21 protein-coding genes are annotated in these 22,408 nt (G+C 73.3%); 4 read left to right on the top strand and 17 right to left on the bottom strand.

All coding sequences use genetic code 11. From position 1 onward, the window contains the following. Positions 1-134: 134 nt before the first annotated feature. Positions 135-410, bottom strand: a complete 276-nt coding sequence (rpsO, locus tag HOQ23_RS01770) for a 30S ribosomal protein S15 (RefSeq protein ID WP_172211249.1) — start codon at positions 408-410, stop codon at positions 135-137. A 215-nt stretch (positions 411-625) separates the two neighbouring features. Further along, positions 626-2,791: an MMPL family transporter gene (locus HOQ23_RS01775; protein WP_253945037.1), complete on the bottom strand. Its 2,166-nt coding sequence runs from the start codon at positions 2,789-2,791 to the stop codon at positions 626-628. A 163-nt stretch (positions 2,792-2,954) separates the two neighbouring features. Here HOQ23_RS01775 and HOQ23_RS01780 point away from each other — a divergent pair, with 163 nt between their 5' ends. Together HOQ23_RS01780 and HOQ23_RS01785 are read left to right on the top strand one after the other, a co-directional pair. After that, entirely contained in the window at positions 2,955-4,124 is a 1,170-nt protein-coding gene (locus tag HOQ23_RS01780; protein WP_216653442.1) for a sensor domain-containing protein, read from the top strand. Then, positions 4,076-4,717 carry a response regulator transcription factor gene (locus tag HOQ23_RS01785; protein WP_172211253.1) on the top strand — a complete coding sequence of 214 codons (642 nt, stop codon included), beginning with the start codon at positions 4,076-4,078 and terminating at the stop codon, positions 4,715-4,717. Before HOQ23_RS01780 ends, HOQ23_RS01785 begins: the two co-directional genes overlap by 49 nt. A 1-nt stretch (position 4,718) precedes the next feature. Here the strand turns inward: HOQ23_RS01785 and HOQ23_RS01790 are convergent, their stop codons facing one another. From HOQ23_RS01790 to rimP, 9 genes are all read right to left on the bottom strand, one after another. Next, the gene (locus tag HOQ23_RS01790) at positions 4,719-6,011 is read right to left on the bottom strand and encodes a sulfite oxidase (RefSeq protein WP_172211255.1); all 1,293 of its coding nucleotides are present in this window, start codon (positions 6,009-6,011) and stop codon (positions 4,719-4,721) included. 28 nt (positions 6,012-6,039) lie between these two features. Next, the gene (locus HOQ23_RS01795) at positions 6,040-7,065 is read right to left on the bottom strand and encodes a hypothetical protein (protein WP_172211257.1); all 1,026 of its coding nucleotides are present in this window, start codon (positions 7,063-7,065) and stop codon (positions 6,040-6,042) included. Then, complete coding sequence (locus HOQ23_RS01800) at positions 7,062-7,997, bottom strand: bifunctional riboflavin kinase/FAD synthetase (protein ID WP_172211259.1); 936 nt, start codon at positions 7,995-7,997, stop codon at positions 7,062-7,064. Before HOQ23_RS01800 ends, HOQ23_RS01795 begins: the two co-directional genes overlap by 4 nt. Positions 7,998-8,065: 68 nt before the next feature. Next, positions 8,066-8,941 carry a tRNA pseudouridine(55) synthase TruB gene (truB, locus tag HOQ23_RS01805; RefSeq protein ID WP_172211261.1) on the bottom strand — a complete coding sequence of 292 codons (876 nt, stop codon included), beginning with the start codon at positions 8,939-8,941 and terminating at the stop codon, positions 8,066-8,068. Continuing rightward, positions 8,938-9,423 carry a 30S ribosome-binding factor RbfA gene (gene rbfA / locus HOQ23_RS01810; RefSeq protein WP_172211263.1) on the bottom strand — a complete coding sequence of 162 codons (486 nt, stop codon included), beginning with the start codon at positions 9,421-9,423 and terminating at the stop codon, positions 8,938-8,940. Before rbfA ends, truB begins: the two co-directional genes overlap by 4 nt. A 106-nt stretch (positions 9,424-9,529) precedes the next feature. Next, positions 9,530-12,469, bottom strand: a complete 2,940-nt coding sequence (gene infB / locus HOQ23_RS21100) for a translation initiation factor IF-2 (protein WP_172211265.1) — start codon at positions 12,467-12,469, stop codon at positions 9,530-9,532. A 127-nt stretch (positions 12,470-12,596) separates the two neighbouring features. Then, complete coding sequence (locus tag HOQ23_RS01820; RefSeq protein ID WP_172211267.1) at positions 12,597-12,929, bottom strand: YlxR family protein; 333 nt, start codon at positions 12,927-12,929, stop codon at positions 12,597-12,599. A 127-nt stretch (positions 12,930-13,056) separates the two neighbouring features. Further along, positions 13,057-14,037, bottom strand: coding sequence for a transcription termination factor NusA (gene nusA, locus HOQ23_RS01825; RefSeq protein ID WP_172211269.1), 981 nt, complete (start codon positions 14,035-14,037; stop codon positions 13,057-13,059). Then, positions 14,037-14,519 carry a ribosome maturation factor RimP gene (rimP, locus tag HOQ23_RS01830; RefSeq protein WP_367650324.1) on the bottom strand — a complete coding sequence of 161 codons (483 nt, stop codon included), beginning with the start codon at positions 14,517-14,519 and terminating at the stop codon, positions 14,037-14,039. The genes nusA and rimP overlap by 1 nt, the downstream gene beginning before the upstream one ends. Positions 14,520-14,657: 138 nt before the next feature. Between rimP and HOQ23_RS01835 the strand changes: the two genes are divergently transcribed. Both HOQ23_RS01835 and HOQ23_RS01840 read left to right on the top strand, forming a co-directional pair. Further along, positions 14,658-15,251 carry a hypothetical protein gene (locus tag HOQ23_RS01835; RefSeq protein ID WP_172211274.1) on the top strand — a complete coding sequence of 198 codons (594 nt, stop codon included), beginning with the start codon at positions 14,658-14,660 and terminating at the stop codon, positions 15,249-15,251. Further along, the gene (locus tag HOQ23_RS01840; protein WP_172211276.1) at positions 15,248-15,667 is read left to right on the top strand and encodes a ferritin-like domain-containing protein; all 420 of its coding nucleotides are present in this window, start codon (positions 15,248-15,250) and stop codon (positions 15,665-15,667) included. Before HOQ23_RS01835 ends, HOQ23_RS01840 begins: the two co-directional genes overlap by 4 nt. A 14-nt stretch (positions 15,668-15,681) precedes the next feature. Here HOQ23_RS01840 and HOQ23_RS01845 read toward each other — a convergent pair whose 3' ends face one another. From HOQ23_RS01845 to ispG, 6 genes are all read right to left on the bottom strand, one after another. Continuing rightward, a complete protein-coding gene (locus HOQ23_RS01845) occupies positions 15,682-15,885 on the bottom strand; it encodes a carbohydrate-binding protein (protein ID WP_172211278.1) in 204 nt (67 codons plus the stop codon). A gap of 327 nt (positions 15,886-16,212) precedes the next feature. Next, a complete protein-coding gene (locus tag HOQ23_RS01850) occupies positions 16,213-16,938 on the bottom strand; it encodes an HAD family hydrolase (RefSeq protein ID WP_172211280.1) in 726 nt (241 codons plus the stop codon). Then, positions 16,935-18,440: an acetyl-CoA hydrolase/transferase family protein gene (locus HOQ23_RS20695; RefSeq protein ID WP_172211282.1), complete on the bottom strand. Its 1,506-nt coding sequence runs from the start codon at positions 18,438-18,440 to the stop codon at positions 16,935-16,937. Before HOQ23_RS20695 ends, HOQ23_RS01850 begins: the two co-directional genes overlap by 4 nt. Before the next feature lie 17 nt (positions 18,441-18,457). Then, complete coding sequence (locus HOQ23_RS01860; RefSeq protein WP_172211284.1) at positions 18,458-20,239, bottom strand: proline--tRNA ligase; 1,782 nt, start codon at positions 20,237-20,239, stop codon at positions 18,458-18,460. A 104-nt stretch (positions 20,240-20,343) separates the two neighbouring features. After that, positions 20,344-21,183: a DUF4081 domain-containing GNAT family N-acetyltransferase gene (locus HOQ23_RS01865; protein ID WP_216653517.1), complete on the bottom strand. Its 840-nt coding sequence runs from the start codon at positions 21,181-21,183 to the stop codon at positions 20,344-20,346. 63 nt (positions 21,184-21,246) lie between these two features. Beyond that, the gene (gene ispG, locus HOQ23_RS01870; protein ID WP_172211288.1) at positions 21,247-22,398 is read right to left on the bottom strand and encodes a flavodoxin-dependent (E)-4-hydroxy-3-methylbut-2-enyl-diphosphate synthase; all 1,152 of its coding nucleotides are present in this window, start codon (positions 22,396-22,398) and stop codon (positions 21,247-21,249) included. Positions 22,399-22,408: the final 10 nt, after the last annotated feature.

The following is a 22,408-nucleotide window of genomic DNA, read 5'->3' on the forward strand; positions in this document are numbered from 1 at the left end:
CGATGCGGTCGCTCCTGGATGTGGATGCTGTGAAGTTGTGAAGTTGTGTCTTCGAGCCTAGCGAAGGCCGGGCCGGAAATGGAGCAGGGCGGCCGCTCTCGAGGAGCGGCCGCCCCGCCCGCGAGGACCAAGCGTCAGCGACGCAGGCCGAGGCGCTCGACGATCGAGCGGTAACGGCTGATCTCCGTCTTCTGCAGGTAGTTCAGCAGGCGACGGCGCTGACCGACGAGCAGCAGCAGACCACGACGGCTGTGGTGGTCGTGCTTGTGCTGCTTGAGGTGCTCCGTGAGGTGCGAGATGCGGTGGCTCAGCAGCGCGATCTGCACCTCGGGCGAACCGGTGTCACCCTCGGTCAGGGCGTACTCGGCGATGATCTTCTTCTTGGTCTCCGCGTCGGTACCGATCGACATGCGGGCTCCCCTCCGCCCCTTCCAGGGCACTCTCGCTGCGCGGCGCGCCGGGGCCTGTTCTCCCGGGCACTCTGGATCCGCGGCCGTTGCACGGCAGATGACTCAGCAATGGATTGATGTCCTCCGGGTGCGCGAGCAGCCAGACGACCGAGCCAGACTAGCGCGCGGCCCGATCCGCCCCCAAAACGCGGGAGCGACGGCCGCGAGCGCTCGGCTCACTCCACCAGAGCGTACGCCGGGTCGCCCTCGAGGACCCGTTCGCCGGCCGGCGGCTGCGGGCGGCGCGGCCACCAGGCCCGCTCGCCCAGGAGCACCAGCGCCGCGGGCAGCAGCACCAGGCGGACCAGGGTGGCGTCCAGCAGGATCGCGGCGGCAAGGCCCACGCCCATCATCTTCATCTCCATCATGCTCAGCGTCGCGAAGATCGAGAACACCGAGACCATCACCGCGGCGGCACTGGTGACCACGCCGGCCGTGTCGGCGATGCCGCGCTCGACCGCGACCCGGGTCGGCAGGCCGCTGGCCACGTGCTCGCGGATCCGGCTCACCACGAAGACGTGGTAGTCCATCGAGAGCCCGACGAGCACCACCAGCACGAACAGCGGGATCCAGTGGATCACGAACCCGGGCGCGGTGAGGCCGAGCGCCGCGCTCCCCCAGCCGTGCTGGAAGACCAGGGCCAGCACCCCGAAGGCGACACCGACCGAGGCCAGGTTGAGCGCCGTGGAGAGAAGCGCGAGGGGCACGCTGCGGAACGCGCCGTACATCATCAGCATGGTCAGCAGCAGGACCGTGCCGATCACCAGCGGCAGGGCCAGGCGCTGGTCCTGGTCGTAGTCGAGCGCCTCGGCGACACCGCCGCCGACGGCGTGCTCGCCGTCCACCCCGTCGAGGGCGGCCGGCGCCAGGTCCTCCCGCAGCGCGGTGACGGCCTCCCGGGCGCGCGGGTCGGTCTCGGCCCAGTCCGTCCCGAGCTCGAGGGTCGCGGTGCGGCCATCGGCCGAGACGCGGACCTCGCTGGTCCCGGTGAAGTCCCCGGCGGCCAGGGCGTCCCGCCCGAGCCCGGTGAGGGCGCGCGTCATCGCCGTCTCCCCCGCCTCGGAGCGGAGCACCACCCGTGCGGAGGCCCCCTCGGTCGGGAACTCCGCCGCGATCGCCTTCATCGTCCCCACCGCCGGCAGGTCCGCGGGGAGGGTGTCCAGGTCGGCGTGGCCGGTCCTCATGCCGAGCGCCGGGACCGCGAGCGCGACCACGGCCAGGCTCGAGACCAGCAGGGCGGCGACGGGGTGGCGCACCACCGGCGAGAGCAGCCGGCTGCTGATGCCGCCGCGGCCGATCCGGGCATTGAGGCGCCACAGCACAGGGACCCGCGGGCGGTCCACCCAGCGGCCGAGCGTGGCCAGCAGCGCGGGCAGCACGGTGATCGACCCGAGCACGGCGACCGCGACCACGACGATCGACCCGGTCGCCAGCGAGCTGAAGGTCGGGTCCCCCATCACGTAGAGCGCGCCGATCGAGGCGATCACGGCACCTCCCGACACCAGGATCGAGTGCCCCGAGGTCTGGGCGGCGATCTCGATCGCGTCGCGGGTGCTGTGTCCCGCGGCCCGCTCCTCGCGCTCCCGCTTGAGGTAGAACAGCGAGTAGTCGACGCCGACCGCCATCCCGATGAGCACGATCATGCTGCCGACGGTGGCCTCGGTCGGCACCAGGTGGGACAGCGGCGCGATCAGCCCCATCGTGGCCGCGACGCTGGTGGCGGCCAGCAGCACCGGCAGCCCGGCGGCGATCGGGGCGCCGAAGGCCAGGAGCATCAGCAGCAGGGTGATCGGGACGCTGGTCAGCTCCGCGGAGGAGAGGTCGTCGGCGACCCGCTCGTCGATCGCCGCGTCCAGGCTGAGGTCCCCGCCCTGGCGCAGGTCGAGGTCGGGGTGGGCGCCCTGGACCGCCTCGGTGGCCGCGGCCATCTCGTCCAGGTCCTCGTGCCCGTCCTCGACCTCGATCGAGACGAGCGCCGCGGTCCCGCCCGCGCTCCACGCGGGTGGCGAGACCCCCGTGACGCCCTCGGCCTCCCCGAGGCGCTCTCCCAGCGCGGTCGCCGCCGCTCCGGCCTCGGCGCGGTCGAGGGCCCCGCCGTCGGCGGCGGTGATCAGGACGTGCTCGGCCTCCGGGTCGGCGAGGCCGGCGTCCTCGACCAGCGCGTCGGCGCGACCGGACTCCCCCACCCGGAAGTCCGCCGAGGTGGTCTCCTGGGTCGAGATGACGGAGGCGAGGCCGACCGCCACGACGACCAGCACGAACCAGGCGCCGATCGCGCGCCAGGGGTGGGTCGCGCTCCACCGGGCGGCCCGGATGGGCAGGGCAGTGACGGGGTTCGACATCGGGGGCTCCTGGGTTCGTGCGGGGAACGGGCTGGGACCGGTGGCCGGTCCGGCTCCCCTCAGCGTCGCGAGCGCCCGGGCCGCCGTCAGGGACGCGTGCACCCGGGTGCGAGGTGGTGCCAGCACCACCGCGCCCGGCGCCCGGATCGGCGAGGATGGGGCGGTGAGCACCCCGATCCCTCCGGCCGCCCGGCGCCCGAGCCGGCTGCGGCTGACGGCGTACGCGCTGGCCCAGGTGGCGGCGGCCCCGCTCGCGCTGCTGCTCCTCGTGGTCCTGGTCGTCGGGGGTGCCCTGGCCCTGCTCTGGGTCGGGATCGTGGTCGTGGCCCTCGCCGTGCCGGCCAGCCGCTGGCTGGCGCGCCGGCACCGGGCGATGGCGGGCGCGGTGCTGGGGACCCCGCTGCCGGACCCGTACCTGCCGGCCGACGGGCCGGGCGTCGTACGCCGGGTGCTCGGGTGGGCCCGCGACCCGATGACGTGGCGCGACCTGGTCTGGCTGGCGTGGGCGGCGTCGCTCGGGCTGGCGCTCTCCCTGCTCGCGGTGCTGCTGCTCGTGGTCGTCGTGACCGGGGCGCTGTGGTACTTCGGCATCGAGCCGCTGATGCGCCTGCGCTGCGCAGTGGACCGCTGGTTCCTCGTCCCCGGCCACACCGAGCGCCTCGAGCGGCGGGTCCAGGACCTCACCGCCTCGCGTGCCGAGGTCGTCGACCACTCAGCGACCGAGCTGCGCCGCATCGAGCGGGACCTGCACGACGGCGCGCAGGCCCGCCTGGTCGCGCTCTCGATGAACCTCGGCATGGCGGAGTCGGTCCTCGCGGCCGACCCGGAGGCAGCCCGGCGACTGGTCGCGGACGCCCGGCAGAGCACGGTCGCTGCGATCGGCGACCTGCGCTCGGTGCTGCGCGGCATCCATCCCCCGGTGCTCGCCGACCGGGGCCTGGCCGGCGCCGTCGGCGCCCTCGCGCTGGACCTCGCGGTGCCCGTGCAGCTCGACACCGCGCTGCCCGGCCGCCCGCCGGCCCCGGTCGAGTCCGCGGTCTACTTCGCGGTCGCGGAGTGCCTGGCGAACGTGGTCAAGCATTCCGGCGCCGCGCACGCCTGGGTCCGCCTCGCGCACCGCGACGGCGTGCTCTGCGCGGAGGTCGGCGACGACGGACGGGGCGGGGCGGACCCGGGACACGGCACCGGGATGCTGGGCGTCATGCGCCGCCTGGCGGCGTTCGACGGGACAATGGCGGTCTCGAGCCCGACCGGCGGGCCGACCCTCGTGACCCTGGAGGTCCCGTGCGCCTTGTCCTCGCCGAGGACCACGCCCTCCTCCGGGCCGGCCTGACCCAGCTGCTCGAGACCCACGGGTGCCGCGTCGTCGCGGCCGTGGACAACGAGGACGACCTGCGCGCGGCCCTGCGCCGCGACGACGTGGACGCCGCCGTGCTCGACGTGCGGATGCCGCCCACGCACACCGACGAGGGTCTGCGCGCCGCGATCGAGGCGCGAGCGGCGCGCCCCGGGTTCCCGGTGCTGGTGCTGAGCCAGTACGTCGAGCACCTCTACGCCCGCGAGCTCCTCGCCAGCGGCGAGGGGGCGGTCGGCTACCTGCTCAAGGACCGGGTCTCCGACGTCGGCGAGTTCGTCGACGGGCTGCGCCGGGTCGCCGCCGGCGGCACCGTGCTCGACCCCGAGGTGATCGCCGCGGTGATGACCCGGCGCGGCGCCTCCCCCGTCGACCGGCTCAGCCCGCGCGAGCGCGAGGTCCTGACGCTGATGGCGGAGGGCCGCTCCAACGCCGCGATCGCCGCACGCCTGGTGGTGAGCGAGAAGGCGGTCGCCAAGCACATCAACAGCATCTTCACCAAGCTCGACCTGCCGCTCGCCCCCGACGACCACCGCCGGGTCCGCGCGGTGCTCGCCTGGCTGCGGGTCTGAGCTAGCGCACCGTGACCGGGTGCCTGACCACCGCGTCGAACAGGTAGCCACCGTCGTTGAACGGCGCGGTCGGCAGCTGGGTGCGGCCCGCGGCGTCGGTGGCCCGCGCCAGCAGCTCGTGGGGGCCGGTGGCCGGCCGCTCCCACCGGTAGGACCAGCGGGTCCAGGACCGGTCCAGCCGCTTTCCGCGTCGCTCCTGCCGCTCGCCGTGCCGGCGCCGCTCGTGCAGGTCCGCGCGCCGCCACGTCGCTCCGCCGTCCACGCTGACCTCGACGCGTGCGATCGGCGCCGCCCCGCTCCACGAGCGCCCGGTCAGCGTGATCGAGCGCGCGGCGGGCAGCTCGGCGTCCCAGTCGAGCTCGAAGGCGGAGCGCACCGGGTTGACCGTGAGCGGCGGCGCGTCGGACGGGTACGCGCCCCCGGTCATCCGGTACCAGATGGTGTTCCACGGCGAGCTCTGCTCGGACGTGGAGACCTCGAGCGAGCCGAGCCACTTGATGCTGGCGATGCCCACCCACCCCGGGAGCACCAGTCGCAGCGGAAAGCCGTGGTCGGGCAGCAGCGGCTCGCCGTTGGCCGACCAGGCCAGCAGCGCGTCGTCGAGCGCCTTGCGCACCGGGAACGGGCGTCGGACCCGGCCGTGGTCCACCCCGCCGCTGACGAACGGGTCGTCGAGGCCGGTGGCCATCACCGACACCGCGTCGCGGCGGATCCCGACGCGGTCCAGCAGGTCGCGCAGCAGCACCCCCTCCCAGCGCACGGCCCCCACCGCCCCCAGCCCCCACGGCGTGCCGGAGGCCGGCGTGCCCTGCTGGGAGTCGAAGAAGCGCCGCCCGTTGCCGGTGCACTCGTGGGTCGCGGTGATCGTGGTGCGCGGCAGCCGCCGCAGCTCACGCAGGCCCAGCACCAGCGCGTCGTCCTCCGCGCGCGGGCGGGCCAGCCCGTCGCCGTGCACCCGCAGCCGGTACGTCGCGGCGTCGATCACCGGCGTCCGGGTGTGGTTGCGCACGAACAGGTCGGCCTGCGCGGTGAGCTCCTCGCGGGCGCGCACCGCGCCCCAGCGCATCTCGGCGTTGGTGCCGTGGACGATGAACCGGTCCGCCGGCAGCGGCTTGAGGATCGGGCCGGCGGGCGCCGGTGTGGCCGGCGCGCCCGGTGCAGGCGGCACGCGCGGGCCCGTGCGCGGCCGGGCCGCGGCGGGCGACGCGGCGATCACCGGCGCCACCGCGGCGGCGGCGAGGGACACCTTCAGGACGCTGCGGCGGCTGGCGAGACGCGCGGGAGGAGTGGTCATGGTCATTTACTACAGTAAATGACTCAACTTAGGAAGGGGTGCTGCTCCGGTCGCGCAGCGCGAGGTAGACGGCCCGCACGCCCACCGCTCGCTCGAGCTCGCGCATCACCGAGCCGAAGAACTGCACCCGGTAGGTCTCGTCGGTGACCGTCGAGACCGTGAGGTAGAGCGCCGAGAAGGAGGCCAGGAACACCGAGACCTGCACCAGCGGCATGCTCAGCTGCGACAGCGCCGGCAGCGAGTGGATGTCGTGCGGTGGGATCGCCGTCCACGACGACTGCACGTCGAGGTCCATGACCAGGCCGCCGAAGGCCAGGAAGAACACGAAGACGCCCACGCTCAGCACCGCGACCTGCACGGCCTGGATCACCACCAGCACCAGGACCAGGTTCCAGCGCTCGAAGCCGCGCACCTCGGCGTACGACGCGAGGCCGGGCTGCCCGCCCTCGTCGGCCAGCAGCGCGCGCGCAGCCTCGGCGACCGGCGTGCCCGCGGTGGTGCGGCGCAGGAACTCCGCGTCCACCTCGTCGTCGACCTTGTCGACCTCCTCGGGCAGGCGCACCAGCAGGAAGCCGGTGGCCAGCAGCACGAAGAGCAGCGCGGTCAGCCACAGCGTGCCGGTGGGCAGGTCGGCGGCGACCTGCCAGACCTCGGCGTTGATGAACAAGAAGGTGACGAAGAGCAGCAGGAGCGGCAGCGCGCGGCTCATCATCGGCAGCAGCGTGCGCAGGCTGCCGAAGGTGCGTCCCAGCGCCCAGCGCACGATCGGGGCGGCGCGCAGTGCGGTGAGCGCGTAGAGCAGCACCGCCACCATCGCGGCGGAGATCATCAGCGCGGGCGCGACGCTCGGCTGGCCGCTCACCCAGGCCAGGGCGGCCCCGGTGCCGGCGGCCAGGACGCCGATCAGCACCGCCAGCGGCAGGGTGCGGCGTCCGCGCAGGGCGGCGCTGGCCGCGGCGCGCTCCTCGGGGACGAAGTAGGCGAGGCCGTGGGTCAGGAACCACGCGTCGGTCGCTGCGAGCAGGTCACGTGGCGGCGCCGCCCCCTGCCTCACGGGACGAGCAGCTCGCGCGCCCGGCGCACGTCGTCGTCCATCTGGACGATCAGCGCGTCGACGGAGTCGAAGGCCACCATGCCGCGCAGCCGCTCCACGAAGGAGACCTCGACCTCCACGCCGTACAGCTCCAGGTCGGTGCGGTCGAGCACGTAGCTCTCCACCCGACGGGCGCGGACGCCGTCGAAGGTCGGGTTGGTGCCCACCGAGATCGCGGCCGGGAAGCGCTCGCCGGTGTCGAGGCGGCGCAGCCACCCGGCGTAGACGCCGTCGGAGGGGGCGGCCGTCATCCCGTCGGTGGGGACGTTGGCGGTCGGGTATCCCAGCTCGCGTCCGCGCTGGTCGCCGCGCACGACCGCGCCGCGCACGGCGTAGGGGCGGCCCAGCGCCTCGGCGGCGCCGGCGACGTCGCCGGCGGCCAGGCAGGTGCGGACGTAGGTGGAGGACCACACCATCGGGCCCCCGTCGAGCGGGATGCCCTCGGCGGTGAACCCGTGGCGCTCCCCCGCCTCGCGCAGCGTGGCCACGTCGCCGCTGGCGCGGCTGCCGAAGCGGAAGTTGGCGCCGACCACGACCGCGGCGGCACCGAGGGCGTCGACCAGGACGCGCTGCACGAACTCCTCCGGGGACCAGGCCGCGACGTCGTCGTCGAAGGGCACCGCGAGCACCGCGTCGGCGCCGGCCTCGCCGAGCAGCTCGGCGCGGGCCTCCATGGTGGTCAGCGTGGTGGGCGCGTGCTCGGGGCGCAGGACGGCCATCGGGTGCGGGTCGAAGGTCACCGCGACCAGGGTCAGCCCCTGCGCGTCCGCGATCGCCCTCGCTCGCGCGAGGACCTGACGGTGCCCCAGGTGCACGCCGTCGAAGTTGCCGATGACGACCGAGGTGCGGCCCAGGTCGGCCGGTACGTCGTCGAGCGAACGCCAGATCTCCACACGCAGAACCCTACTTGCGGGCTGCGGGCGGATCGGTCCCGGCCCGGTCACCCGGGGTGCGCCGTGGGTCACACGAACACCGCGACCGCGCGCGCCCGGCCCTCGCGCGGCTCGTAGAGCGCCAGGAACTCCCCGTCGGGCGCGAACACCGCGCTCAGCGCGTCCAGCTCCAGGTCCAGGGCACGGCCGACCCGGACGTCGCCGGCGGCGGACTCGTCGAGCTCCACCGCGGGGAAGGCCGCCCGGGCCGCCTCGGCGATCGGGAGCATCGTGAAGGAGTCGGTCAGCTCCTCGAGCGTGTGCGCCACCGTGAGGTCGTAGGGGCCCACCGCCGTACGCCGCAGCGCCGTGAGGTGGCCGCCGACCCCGAGGGCGACGCCCACGTCACGGGCGATCGCCCGCACGTAGGTGCCGCTGGAGCAGCGCAGCGAGACGTCGACGTCCACGTGCTCGCCGACCGTGCGCACGTCGGAGACGGTGAGCTCGTGGACCGTCACCGGGCGCGCCTTCAGCTCGACCTGCTCGCCGTCGCGGACCCGCTGGTAGGCGCGCTTGCCGTCGACCTTGATCGCCGAGACCGCTGTCGGCACCTGCTCGAGGTCACCGACCTGGGTGGCGAACGCCGCCCGGACCGCCGCCTCGTCGAGGTGCGCGGCCGGGGTGGTGGCCAGCACCTCGCCCTCGGCGTCGTCGGTGCTGGTCGCCACGCCCAGGCGGACGGTGGCCTCGTAGCCCTTCTCGGTGAGCATCAGGTGCCCCAGCAGCCGGGTGGCCCGGTTGATGCCGAGCACCAGCACGCCGGTGGCCATCGGGTCCAGCGTTCCGGCGTGGCCCACCTTGCGGGTGCCGGCCAGCCGGCGTACCCGCGCGACGACGTCGTGCGAGGTCATGCCGCCGGGCTTGTCGACGACGACCAGCCCGGCGAGACCGGACTCGGCACTCACTCCTCGTCGGCGCGCTCGCGCGCCACCGTGTCCTCGTCGTCCTCGGACTCCTCGTCGTCGCCCTCGACGCGCGGCTTCTTGTACGGGTCCTCGCCGGCGGCGTACGTCGCGCCCTCACGGGCGGCCGCGACCTGCTCGTCGGACTGGCGCGCGCGGGCGAGCACCTCGTCGAGCTGGCGGGCGGTCTCGGGCAGCGCGTCGTGCACGAACGACAGGGTCGGCGCGGTGCGCATCTGCAGCTGCTTGGCGACCTCGGAGCGCAGCAGGCCCCTGGCCGACTCCAGCGCGGCGGCGGTGCCGGCCATCTCCTCCTCATCGCCCAGGACGGTGTAGAACACGGTCGCCTGCTGGGAGTCGCCGGTCACCCGGACGTCGGTGACGGTGACGAAGCCGAGCCGCGGGTCCTTGATCCGGCGCTCGAGCATCTCGGCGACGATGACCTGGATCCGATCGGCGATCTTGCGCACACGGGGGTTGCTCATGGTGTCTTCCTACTCCTCCGCACCAGGTGGCGCGGTACCGACGGTCCCGAAACTGCCGAGTCGGCGCCACCCCCCGCGGGGAGTGGCGCCGACTCGATGACAGGGATCAGCTGCGGGGGATCTCCCGCATCTCGAACGCCTCGATGACGTCGCCCTCCTTGATGTCCTGGAAGTTCTTCAGGACCAGACCACACTCGAAGCCCTCGCGGACCTCGGATGCGTCGTCGCGCTCGCGCTTGAGCGAGGCCAGGTCGAGGTTGTCCGCGATGACGTTGCCGTCGCGGATGACCCGGACCTTCGCGTTGCGGCGCAGCAGGCCACTGGTGACCATGCAGCCCGCGATGTTGCCGATCTTGGAGGAGCGGAAGATCGCGCGGATCTCGGCCTGGCCGAGGGTCCTCTCCTCGTACTCCGGCTTGAGCATGCCCTTGAGGGCCGCCTCGATCTCCTCGATCGCCTGGTAGATGACCGAGTAGTAGCGGATCTCGACGCCTTCCTTGTCCGCCATCTCGGTCGCCTTGCCCTGGGGCCGGACGTTGAAGCCGATGATGATGGCGTCGGAGGCGGCGGCCAGGTCGACGTTGGTCTCCGTGATCGCACCGACACCGCGGTCGATGACGCGCAGGGTGACCTCGTCGCCGACGTCGATCTGCGACAGCGAGTCCTCCAGCGCCTCGACCGAGCCGGACACGTCGCCCTTGAGGATGAGGTTGAGCTCCTGGCTCTCGCCCTTCTCCATGGAGGCCATGAAGTCCTCGAGGGTGCGGCGGACGCGACGCTTGGCCTGCATGGCCGCACGCTCACGAGCCTCACGCTTCTCAGCGATCTGACGCGCCATCCGGTCGTCCTCGACCACGAGGAAGTTCTGACCGGCACCCGGCACCGAGGACAGACCCAGCACCATCGCGGGACGCGACGGGTCGGCCTGCGTGAGCTCGTTGCCGAACTCGTCGAGCATCGCCCGGACACGGCCGTGGGCCGGGCCGGCGACGATCGAGTCGCCGACGCGCAGCGTGCCGCGCTGGACCAGCACCGTGGCGACCGGACCGCGACCGCGGTCCAGGTGCGCCTCGACGACGAGGCCCTGGGCGTCCTGGGTCGGGTTGGCCCGCAGGTCCAGGGACGCGTCGGCCGTGAGGACGACGGCCTCGAGCAGCTTGTCGAGGTTGAGCCCCGACTTCGCCGACACGTCGACGAACATCGCGTCGCCGCCGTACTCCTCGGGGACCAGGCCGTACTCGGTCAGCTGGCCACGGACCTTGGTCGGGTCCGACTCCGGCTTGTCGATCTTGTTGACCGCGACCACGATCGGGACGCCGGCGGCCTTGGCGTGGTTGAGCGCCTCGACCGTCTGCGGCATGACGCCGTCGTCGGCCGCGACCACGAGGATCGCGATGTCGGTGGCCTGCGCACCACGGGCACGCATGGCGGTGAACGCCTCGTGACCGGGGGTGTCGATGAAGGTGATGCGGCGCTCCTGGCCGTCCACCTCCGTCTGCACCTGGTAGGCACCGATGTGCTGCGTGATGCCACCGGCCTCCTTGGCGACGACGTTGGCGTTGCGCAGCGCGTCGAGGAGCTTGGTCTTGCCGTGGTCGACGTGACCCATGACGGTGACGACCGGGGGACGCACGACGAGGTCTGCCTCGTCGCCCTCGTCCTCACCGAACTCGATGTCGAAGGACTCGAGCAGCTCGCGGTCCTCGTCCTCCGGGGACACGACCTGCACGACGTAGTTGAGCTCCTCGCCGAGCAGCTCGAGCGTGGCGTCGTTGACCGACTCGGTCGCGGTCACCATCTCGCCCAGGCCGAACAGCATCTGCACCAGCTGGGCGGCGTCGACGTTGATCTTCTCGGCGAAGTCGGTGAGCGAGGCGCCACGGGCCAGGCGAACGGTCTCGCCGTTGCCCTTGCGGACGCGCATGCCGCCGATCGTCGGGGCCTCCATGGCCTCGAACTCCTGGCGACGCGCCCGCTTCGACTTGCGACCACGGCGCGAGGGGCCACCGGGGCGACCGAAGGCACCCTGGGTCTGGCCACGCTGGCCGGGACGGCCACCACCGGGACGACCGCCGCCGGCGGGACCGAAGCCACCGCCGCCGGGACGACCGGGAGCGCCACCGGGGCCACCGCGGCCCGGAGCACCGGGACGACCGGGGGCGCCACCGCGGCCCGGGGCACCGGGACGACCCGGAGCGCCACGGCCACCGGCGAAGGCGGCAGGGGACTTCGGCATCATCGCCGGGTTCGGACGCGGCATGCCGGGACGACCCGGAGCGCCGCCGTCACGCGCGGCCGGGGGCCGCGGCGGACGCTGCTGGTCGCCGCCGCCACCTGCGGCGGGGGCGCCGGGGGCGCCACCGTCACGCGGGGCGGAGGGCCGACGGCCCATGCCCTGGCTGGAGGCGAACGGGTTGTTGCCGGGGCGCGGGGCACCGGGGCGACCGACCGGGCGCGGGCCCGGGGACGGCGCCTTGGGGCCACCGGGGGCCTTCGGGGCGGGCTTGGGGGCAGCCGGCGCCGGAGCGGCGGCGGCAGGAGCCTGGGGCTCGGCCGGGGCGGGCTTGGGCGCGGGCTTGGGGCCCGGCTTCGGACCGGGGCGCGGGGCCCGGGCGGCAGGCTGCTCGGCCGCGGCGGGAGCCGGGGCAGCAGCAGGCGCGGCGGGAGCGGCCTCGGCGGCGGGGGCCTGCGGGGCCTCGGCCACGGGGGCCGGGGCTGCGGGCTCGGCGACGGGGGCGGCCGGCGCGGCGGGGGCCTCGGCAGGCTTGGGAGCCGGCTTCGAGGGCTTCGGGCCGGGCTTCGGCGCGGTCGGCACGGGGGCGCTCGCCGGAGCGGCGTTGCTTCCCTGGCCACCCTGACCAGCCTGGCCAGCCTGGGGAGCCTTCAGCTTGTCGCCGTACTCCTTGCGGAAGCGCATCTCGGCGGGCAGCTCGACAGTGGAGCTCGCCGACTTGACGAACTCCCCCATCTCCTTGAACTTCTCGAGAACGAACTTGCTCTCGACACCGAACTCTTTGGCGAGTTCGTGAACTCGGGTCTTGGCCACGTTTCTCCTTCGTGCCCCTCGACCCGGTTCCGGGTGTTGCTCGAGAGGCGTTAGTGGTGGGGCGAACTCATCGGGAAGTACTCATCGAGTGCTCATGAGCTGCTGCTCCAGTTTCTGGTCGGTTTCTTCATGCCTGGTGGTCACGCTGGCCGACGTACTCGCCCAGCGGCGCGGTGGAGAGTCCCCCTGCGCCTGCGGTGATCCGCAGTGCACGTGGAAAGGCCCTACGTCGCACCGCGAGCTCGTAGCACTCGGTCGTGGGGTGCAGATGCGCTCCACGTCCGGGCGAGGTGGCCGATGGATCGGGCACGACGGCCGGTCGGCCGTCTGCGTCCGAGCCGGCGGTCACCCGCAACAACTCGCGCTTCGTGGCCCGGACGCGACACCCCACACAGGTCCGGACCGGTCCGGTGAGGGATGGGAGGTCCGGGCGTGCGGGAGCATTGCGTTGTCGAGCCACTGAACGAGAAGACTACCCTCAACGGCGCCGGTTTCCGAACCGGGACGCCTCGGCGTCCGGGAGGGCCGGGCGGAACGCGGGTGAGCTGCGCCACACCGCGTCCCGCACGGGCCTGCCGGATGCCCGGTCAGGAGGCCGGGGCCTCCTCGTCGGAACGGATGTCGATGCGCCAGCCGGTCAGCCGCGCGGCGAGGCGGGCGTTCTGGCCCTCCTTGCCGATGGCGAGGGAGAGCTGGAAGTCCGGGACGACGACGCGCGCCGAGCGGGCGGCGGCGTCGACGATCTCCACCGAGCTGACCCGCGCCGGCGACAGCGCGCTGGCGACGAGCACCGAGGGGTCCGTGGACCAGTCGACGATGTCGATCTTCTCGCCGTTGAGCTCGGCCATCACGTTGCGCACCCGCTGGCCCAGCGGTCCGATGCAGGCGCCCTTGGCGTTGACGCCGGGCACCGTGGAGTGGACCGCGATCTTGGAGCGGTGGCCGGCCTCACGCGCGATGGCCGCGATCTCGACGGTGCCGTCGGCGATCTCGGGCACCTCGAGGGCGAAGAGCTTCTTGACCAGGTTGGGGTGCGAGCGCGACAGCGTGATCTGCGGGCCGCGCATCCCCTTGCGCACCGAGATCACCAGGCACTTGATGCGGGTGCCGTGGGCGTAGGTCTCCCCCGGGACGCGCTCGCTGACCGGCAGCAGTGCCTCGAGCTTGCCGAGGTCGACCATCACGTCGTCGGGGTTGCGACCCTGCTGGATCACGCCCGAGACGATGTCGCCCTCCTTGCCGGCGAACTCCCCGTAGCGGATGTCGTCCTCGGCGTCGCGCAGGCGCTGGAGCATGATCTGCTTCGCGGTCGTCGCGGCGATCCGGCCGAAGCCCTGCGGGGTGTCGTCGTACTCGTCGCCGATGAGGTTGCCCTCGTCGTCGGTCTCCCGGACGAGGACGCTCACGTGGCCGCTGCGGCGGTCCAGGACGACCCGCGCGTGCTGCTGCGCGCCCGGGGTCTTCTGGTACGCCGTGAGCATGGCCTGCTCGATCGCCTCGACGAGGACGTCGAAGGAGATCTCCTTCTCGCGCTCCAGCATCCGCAGGATGCTCAGGTCGATGTCCATCAGGACTCCTCGCTCTTCCGGTTGAACTCGATCTGCACGAGCGCCTTGACGACGTCGGCGTAGGCGACCTGCTGGGTGGTCCCGTCGACGTCGAGGGTCACCGACGTCTCGTCGGAGCCGCCGATCCGCCCCGTCACCGTGGAGCCGTCCTCGAACGTGACGCGCACGAGCCGGTCGGCGTTGCGGCGCCAGTGGCGCGGCAGCGTCAGCGGCCGGTCGACACCGCGCGAGGTGACCTCGAGGGTGTAGGGCTGCTCGCCGAGCACGTCGGAGTCGTCGAGCACCCGGTTGATGGCTCCGGTGGCGTCGGCGACGTCGTCGAGGGTGACCCCGCCGTCCTTGTCGACGGCGATGCGCAGGACCCGGCGCTTCCCGGCGGGAGTCAGCTCCACCGCCTCGACGTCGAGCCCGAGGGCTGCGAGCGGCTCCGCGAGCTCGGTCTCGATCCTGGCCCGGACCTCGTCCTGCCTGGCTGTGCTCACGGTTCTCGGCCTCCCTGTTCTGTTGTGCGCGCTGGCGCGCGCCATGTCTACGCACACGATAACCGCTGGCGGCCCCGGGACCACTCACGGCGAGCGGCCTGAGGAGGCCCTGCGGCCGGGCAGGGATAGGGTCACGCCGTGCCTGCCCGCCTCGTCGCCACCCGGCGCGCGACCCTCGTCGGCCTGACCGCCGGCGTGCTGGTCACCACCGGCTGCGACCTCGACGACCTCGACCCGCGTCCCGTGCCGGACCCGGTGGGCAACGCCCCTGCCCAGGAGCCCGACGCCGCTGGTGACGCCGGCGACACGGGCCTGGTCGACGCGGCGGTGTCCAGCCTGGTCGCCACGCTCGCGCTCGTGGAGTCCGTGCGCGGCGGCGATGCCGCGCTGCGGCGCGCGGTCGTCGACCTGGACCGGCTGCACCGCGCCCACCTCGCCGACCTCGACCCCGACGGCACCCGGGCCGGTGCGCTCGGCTCCCCCAGCGGCTCCGAGGGCGCCGGCGGCGCTGACGTGCCGGGCGCCCCCGACGGGGTGGGGCGGCCGGGTCGTCGCGCGCTGGTCGCGCAGGAGCAGGCACACCGCGCGACCCTGGCCGAGCTGGCCGGACGCGCGTCCAGCGGCGCGCTCGCGGGCGCCCTGGCCTCGATGGCGGCCGCCGTCGCCCAGCGGCTGGCGCAGCTCTCCTCCGGCTCGTCCGCGGGATCGTCCGTGGGGGCGGGTGCGGCATGAGCGAGCTCGAGGCGCTCCAGGTGGCGCTCGCCGCGGAGCACGCCGCCGTCCACGTGTACGGCGTGCTGGGCGCGCAGACCTCCCGCACCGCCCAGCCCGCGCTGGCCGCCGCGCTCGGCGACGCCTACACCCAGCACCGGGCCCGGCGCGACCGCGCGATCGCGGACGTGCGCGACCTCGGCGGCACCCCGGTCGGCCCGGAGGCGGCGTACGACCTGCCCGAGCGGCTCGGCGACCCGGCGGTCGTCACCCAGCGCGCGCGTGAGCTCGAGGAGGACGCCGCCCGCACCTACGCCTTCGTGGTGTCGAGCACGACCGGCGAGCGGCGCGCCCGCGCGATCGTGGACCTCAGCGACGCCGCCGTGCGCGGCCTCGCCTTCGGCGCCCGGCCCGAGACGCTGCCCGGCCTGGACTGATCGGCCCGCTCGGGTCAGTCGAGCAGTCGCCAGGGGTTGTCCCAGGGGGTCCGGTAGTCGCCGTCCGGCGCCTCGCCCTGGGTCCACCACTTGGCCGGGTAGCCGCTGCGGTGGTGCAGCACCTTGGCCCCGGCCCGGTAGACGGCGCCGGCCTCCCACGCGGGGTGGGTGCCGGCCGGCATCGTCGGTGTCGGGACGGGGCGCTCCCCGGGCAGCACCGGCCCGAGGAGGCGCCACGGCGTCGCCCACGGCCCCTCGGCCGGCGGCGTCGGGCTGCTGGTGCCCGGACATGGAGCGGTCCGCGTGGCCCTCGCCAGGGAGACCCCCGAGATGTCTCCCGGCGCCGGGACCACGCGGACCGCTGCTGGGACCGTGACCGGTCCACGGATCGCCGACCGAATTGGGGGACCGCCGGCGACCTCAAGACGAAGCCTGCCAGTTCGCGCGCCTCGCGCGGGCCGCGCGGGCTCCTCAGGATCGTGCATTGCACGAAGTCGCATCACCGCAGGGAGCAGCCGGCGAGCGCCGGGCGCGCCGGGCCGTGCTCAGGCCCAGGCGCGGACGACGTCCGGGATCTCCGAGAGCCGGGAGACCACGGCGTCCGGCGTGCCCTCGGTGTGCCCGACCTGCTCGGAGGGGATGTTGCTGTGCGGGACGTGGATGGCCCGCAGGCCGGCGTTCTGCGCGCCCCAGACGTCGTCGAAGAGCCGGTCCCCGACGTACACGCAGCGGGCGGGGTCGGTGGCGCCGACGGCCGCCATCGCGGCCGCGAAGGCCTGCGGGGACGGCTTGGTCCAGGGGATCTCGCTGGTGTAGACGTCGCCGTCGATGAGGTGGCGCACCCCGTCGCGCTCGAAGAAGCCCTCGTGCCACCCGCGCGGCCAGATGGTGTTGGACAGCACGCCGACCTTGATGCCCTCGGCGCGCAGCGCCTCCCACATCGGCTCCACGTCGGGGTCGGTCTCGGTGTGCGGCTCCCAGAAGGCGTAGTACGCGCTCAGCAGCTCGGGGTCGTGGTCGAGCCCGGCCTCGGTGAACAGGTCACCGATCGTCGAGCTCTGCTGGTGGTCGCGGCTGCGTCCCCAGATCACGTCGCCGGCCCGGTGCAGCCTGGCGGCGTGCGCGTGGTGGTCGTCCTCGGGGGTCGGGGTGGTGATGACCGCCTGGGCCAGCGCCACGGACTCGGCGTGGAAGTCGACGTCGTGCCACCGGGTGAGGGTGCCGCCCCAGTCGAAGATGACCGCCTCGATGCCGCTCACCGGGCGGCTCACATCTTCCCCGTCGCGAGGTAGCGGCTGTGCCACGACAGCGCCTCGTCGAGCAGGTGCGGCGTGTGCTGCGCGGTCGGGCGCGCCGCCCGGGCGCGCTCGACGTAGTCGGTGAGCGCGTCGCGGTAGTTGGGGTGCGCGCAGTTGGCGATGATCCGCTCGGCGCGCGCGCTGGGCGAGAGACCACGCAGGTCGGCGAGACCCTGCTCGGTCACCAGCACGTGGACGTCGTGCTCGGTGTGGTCGACGTGGCTGGCCATCGGCACGATCGAGGAGATCGCACCGTTCTTCGCCGTCGACGGGGAGACGAAGAAGTTCAGGAAGGCGTTGCGGGCGAAGTCGCCGCTGCCGCCGATGCCGTTCATGATCCCCGAGCCCATCACGTGGGTGGAGTTCACGTTGCCGTAGATGTCGGCCTCGATCATCCCGTTGATCGCGACCACGCCGAGGCGGCGCACCAGCTCGGGGTGGTTGGAGATCTCCTCGCTGCGCAGCAGCACCCGGCCCTTGTAGGCGCCGATGTTGTCCAGGAAGCGCTCCTGGCCCTCGGGCGAGAGCCCGAAGGAGGTCGCGGAGACCGAGCGCAGCTTGCCGCAGTCGAGCAGGTCGAGCATGCCGTCCTGGATCACCTCGGTGAAGGAGGTGAGGTTCTCGAACTCGCTGTCGACCAGGCCCTCGAGGACCGCGTTGGCGACGTTGCCGACCCCGCTCTGGAGCGGGAGCAGGTCCTTGGGCATCCGCCCGTGGGCGACCTCGTGGCGCAGGAAGTCCACCAGCAGCTCCGCCATCGCCTGGGAGTCCGCGTCGGGCGCCTTGAAGGGCGTGTTGCGGTCCGGGGCGTCGGTCTCGACGACCGCGACCACCTTGGCGGGGTCCACCCGCAGGTAGGGGTCGCCGAGGCGCTGGAAGGAGTGCGTCATCTGCAGCGGGAAGCGGTGCGGGGGCAGCGCCGTGCCGTAGTAGATGTCGTGGAAGCCCTCGTACTCGCGCGGGTGCCAGTGGTTGACCTCGAGGATCACCTTGTCGGCCTGGTCCAGCCAGGTCTTGTTGTTGCCCACCGAGCTGCCGGGGATCAGCAGGCCGTTCGGCAGGATCGCGGCGACCTCCACCACGGCGACGTCGAGGTTGCCGTAGAAGCCGAACCACATGTGCTGCGCGGAGTGGCTCAGGTGGGAGTCGACGTAGTCGACCTCCCCGGAGTTGATCAGCGCGCGCAGCGACGGGTCGGAGTTGTAGGGCACCCGCATGTGCAGGCCGTGGGCGTCGGCGAGGACGCCGTCGACCTCGGGCGCGGTCGAGGCGCCCGACCACAGGCCGACGGTGAACTCCTCGCCGCGGGCGTGCGCGGCCTCGATGCGGCGCGCGAGGGCGGCCGGGACCGCCTTCGGGTAGCCGGCACCGGTGAAGCCGCTGATGCCGACCGAGTCGCCGGGGCCGATGAGCTCCGCGGCGGCTTCGGCGGTCGTCACCTTCGAGGCGAGGAAGGGGTCCGAGATCCTGCTCATTGTCCTGCTGCTCCTGCTCAGGCCCGCACGCGGCGGACGACCTGGACGATGTGGTCGACGACGTGGTCGGCAGCGACGGCCGCCTTGTCCCCCGTACGCCGATCACGCACCTCGACGGTCCCGTCCTGGGCCAGGTTCTTGCCGACCACGACGATGGTCGGGACGCCGATCAGCTCGGCGTCCTTGAACTTCACGCCGGGGCTGACCTTGCCGGCCCGGTCGTCGTAGAGGACCTCGACGCCCTGCGAGGACAGCTCGTGCGCGATCCGCTCCGCGGCGGCGAAGACGGCCTCGTCCTTGCCGGCGGCCACCAGGTGCACGTCGGCGGGCGCGACGTTGCGCGGCCAGCTCAGGCCGTGCTCGTCGAGGGTGCCCTCCGCGATGGCCGCGACCGCGCGGGTGCAGCCGATGCCGTAGGAGCCCATCGTGACCGTGACCCGCTTGCCGTTCTCGTCGAGCACCTCGAGGCCGAGCGCCTCGGCGTACTTGCGGCCGAGCTGGAAGATGTGGCCCATCTCGATGCCGCGGGCGGTCTCGAGGACGCCCTCGGCGCAGGCGGGGCACTCGTCGCCGTCACGGACGTCGGCGGCCTCGATGGTGCCGTCGGGGGTGAAGTCGCGGCCCGCGACCAGGTCGATCACGTGCCGGCCGTCCTGGTCGGCGCCGGTGACCCAGCGGGTGCCCTCGACGACGCGGGGGTCGACGAGGTAGCGGATGCCGGAGGCGTTCTCCTCCCCCAGCACGCCGGGGCCGATGTAGCCCTTGACCAGGGTCGGGTGCTTGGCGAACTCCGCCTCGTCGAAGGGCTCGACCTCGATCGGCTCGAGCTGGCCCTCGAGCCGCTTGGCGTCGACCTCGCGGTCGCCGGGCAGGCCGATGGCGAGCGGCTCGCGGGTGCCGTCGGGGTGGCGCAGCACGACCAGGACGTTCTTCAGCGTGTCGCCGGCCGTCCAGGGGCGGTCCGCGCGCGGGAAGGCGTGGTTGAGGTGGTCGACCAGCGAGTCGATGGTCGGCGTGGCCGGGGTGTCCTCCACGTGGGCGGCCGGTGCGTCGTCGTGGCCGACGGGCACCCCGGGGCGCACCTGCACCGCCTCGACGTTCGCGGCGTAGTCGCAGCTGGTGCAGCGCACGTAGGTGTCCTCGCCGACGGCGGCCTTGGCGAGGAACTCCTCCGAGCGCGACCCGCCCATCGCCCCTGCGGTGGCCTTGACGATGGCGTAGTCGAAGCCGAGGCGGTCGAAGATCCGCACGTAGGCGTCGCGGTGGTTCTGGTAGCTCTGCTCCAGGCCGGCCTCGTCCACGTCGAAGGAGTAGGAGTCCTTCATGGTGAACTCGCGTCCGCGCAGCAGCCCGGCGCGCGGACGCGCCTCGTCGCGGTACTTCTGCTGGATCTGGTAGATCGAGAGCGGCAGGTCCTTGTAGGAGGAGTACATCTCCTTGACCAGGAGGGTGAACATCTCCTCATGGGTGGGGCCGAGCAGGTAGTCGTTGCCCCGGCGGTCCTGGAGGCGGAACAGGTTGTCGCCGTACTCGGTCCAGCGGTTCGTGGCCTCGTAGGGCTCCCGGGGCAGCAGGGCCGGGAAGGAGACCTCCTGGGCGCCGATGGCGTCCATCTCCTCGCGCACGATGCCCTCGATCTTGCGCAGCACGCGCAGGCCGAGCGGCAGCCAGCTGTAGATGCCCGGCGCGGCGCGCCGGATGTAGCCCGCCCGGACGAGGAGCCGGTGGCTCGGGACCTCCGCGTCCGCGGGATCCTCCCGCAGGGTCCGCACGAACAGGCTCGACATCCGCAAGATCATGGGATCAGGGTAGGGCCGGGGCCTGTGACGCCTCGAACCAGTTCCCCTGTGACGAGGGCCGCGTCACCGTGGAGGCCGGTGCCGGGCGTCCGGAGCGGGTCGCCTCAGAACATGATCGTGGAGAACCGGGCGGTCTCCACGAAGCCGGCCGTGGCGTAGCTGTGGCGTGCGGAGCGGTTCCAGTCGTTGACGTAGAGCGAGGCCACCGGAGCGATCTCGCGACGCACGATCTCCGCGACCGCGGCCATGCCGTGGGTGGCCAGGCCCTCGCCGCGCCGGTGCGGGGGCACCCACACGCCCTGGATCTGGGCGGCGTACGGCGAGGCGCAGGCGACCTCCGCCTTGAACACCAGCCGACCGCGCTCGTCGAAGCGGGCGAAGGACCAGCCGCGGCTCATCAGCTGCTGCACCCGGGCGCGGTAGAGGCTGGCGCCGCCGCCCTCCTCCGGGGAGACCCCGACCTCCTCGGTGTACATCGCCACGCAGGCCGGGTAGAGCTCGTCGAGGTCCGCGGGCGTCGTACGCCGCACCTCGGGGTCCGGCTCCACCAGCGGCGGGCCGGCCAGCTCCAGGTGCGGCTGCTCCCAGCGCGCCTCGCGCGGCTCCTCCCAGACGTCGGCGACGCCGTCCCAGAAGGCGCGCACGGCGTCGTGCGGGCCCACGATGGTGGAGACCGTGCGCCCCCGCTCCAGGGCGCGCTCGGCGAAGAGCCGGGCGTCCTCCTCGGTGGCGCCCACCGGCACCAGGTTGGCGCCGACGTGGCAGGCCGCGACCAGCCGGCCGTCGACGAAGCGGCCCCACATCTCCCCGCCGAGCCAGCGCGGCTCCAGGTGGGTCGTGCGGGCCCGGTGGTCGGCGAAGACGTTCACGACCGGGTCGAGCGCAGCAAGGGCCAGGAAGGCGTCCAGGTCGGGCGCGCCCAGCGGGCGGATCCCCTGCTGCATCGTCAGCACGGGGGCAGCCTACGACCGGGACCCGGCCGTGTGGCGGCCGAGTCCCGCTTGGTCTCAGGAGACGGTGACCTCGGCGCCGGCACCGTCGACGGCCTCCATGCCCTCCGCGATGCGCATGGCCTCCTCGATGAGGGTCTCCACGATCTTCGACTCCGGCACGGTCTTGATGACCTCGCCCTTGACGAAGATCTGTCCCTTGCCGTTGCCCGACGCCACGCCGAGGTCGGCCTCGCGGGCCTCCCCCGGACCGTTGACGACGCAGCCCATCACGGCCACCCGCAGCGGCACCTCGAGGCCGTCGAGGCCCGCGGTGACCTGCTCGGCCAGCGTGTAGACGTCGACCTGGGCCCGCCCGCAGGAGGGGCAGGAGACGATCTCGAGCTTGCGCGGGCGCAGGTTGAGCGACTGCAGGATCTGGATGCCGACCTTGACCTCCTCGACCGGCGGTGCCGAGAGGGAGACCCGGATCGTGTCGCCGATGCCCTTGCTGAGCAGCGCGCCGAACGCGGTGGCGGACTTGATGGTGCCCTGGAACGCCGGCCCGGCCTCGGTGACGCCGAGGTGCAGCGGCCAGTCGCCGGCCTCGGCGAGGAGCTCGTAGGCGCGCACCATCACGACGGGGTCGTTGTGCTTGACCGAGATCTTGAAGTCGCGGAAGCCGTGCTCCTCGAACAGGCTCGCCTCCCAGATCGCGGACTCGACCAGCGCCTCGGGGGTGGCCTTGCCGTACTTCTCCAGCAGCCGCTTGTCGAGGCTGCCGGCGTTGACGCCGATCCGGATCGACGTGCCGTGGTCGTTGGCCGCCTGGGCGATCTCCTTGACCTGGTCGTCGAACTTCTTGATGTTGCCGGGGTTGACGCGCACCGCGGCGCAGCCGGCCTCGATCGCGGCGAAGACGTACTTCGGCTGGAAGTGGATGTCGGCGATCACCGGGATCTGCGACTTGCGCGCGATCGCGGGCAGCGCCGCGGCGTCGTCGGCGCTGGGGCAGGCGACGCGCACGATGTCGCAGCCCGCGGCGGTCAGCTCGGCGATCTGCTGCAGCGTGCTGTTCACGTCGCTGGTCAGCGTCGTGGTCATCGACTGCACCGAGACGGGGTGCTCGCTGCCCACCCCGACCGTCCCGACCTGGATCTGGCGGGTGGTCCGGCGCGGTGCGAGCACCGGCGGAGGGGCGGCGGGCATGCCGAGGCTGATGGTGCTCATGGGCGCAAGA

It is taken from the genome of Nocardioides sp. zg-DK7169, from assembly GCF_013155365.1.
In the GTDB taxonomy this organism is placed as follows: domain Bacteria; phylum Actinomycetota; class Actinomycetes; order Propionibacteriales; family Nocardioidaceae; genus Nocardioides.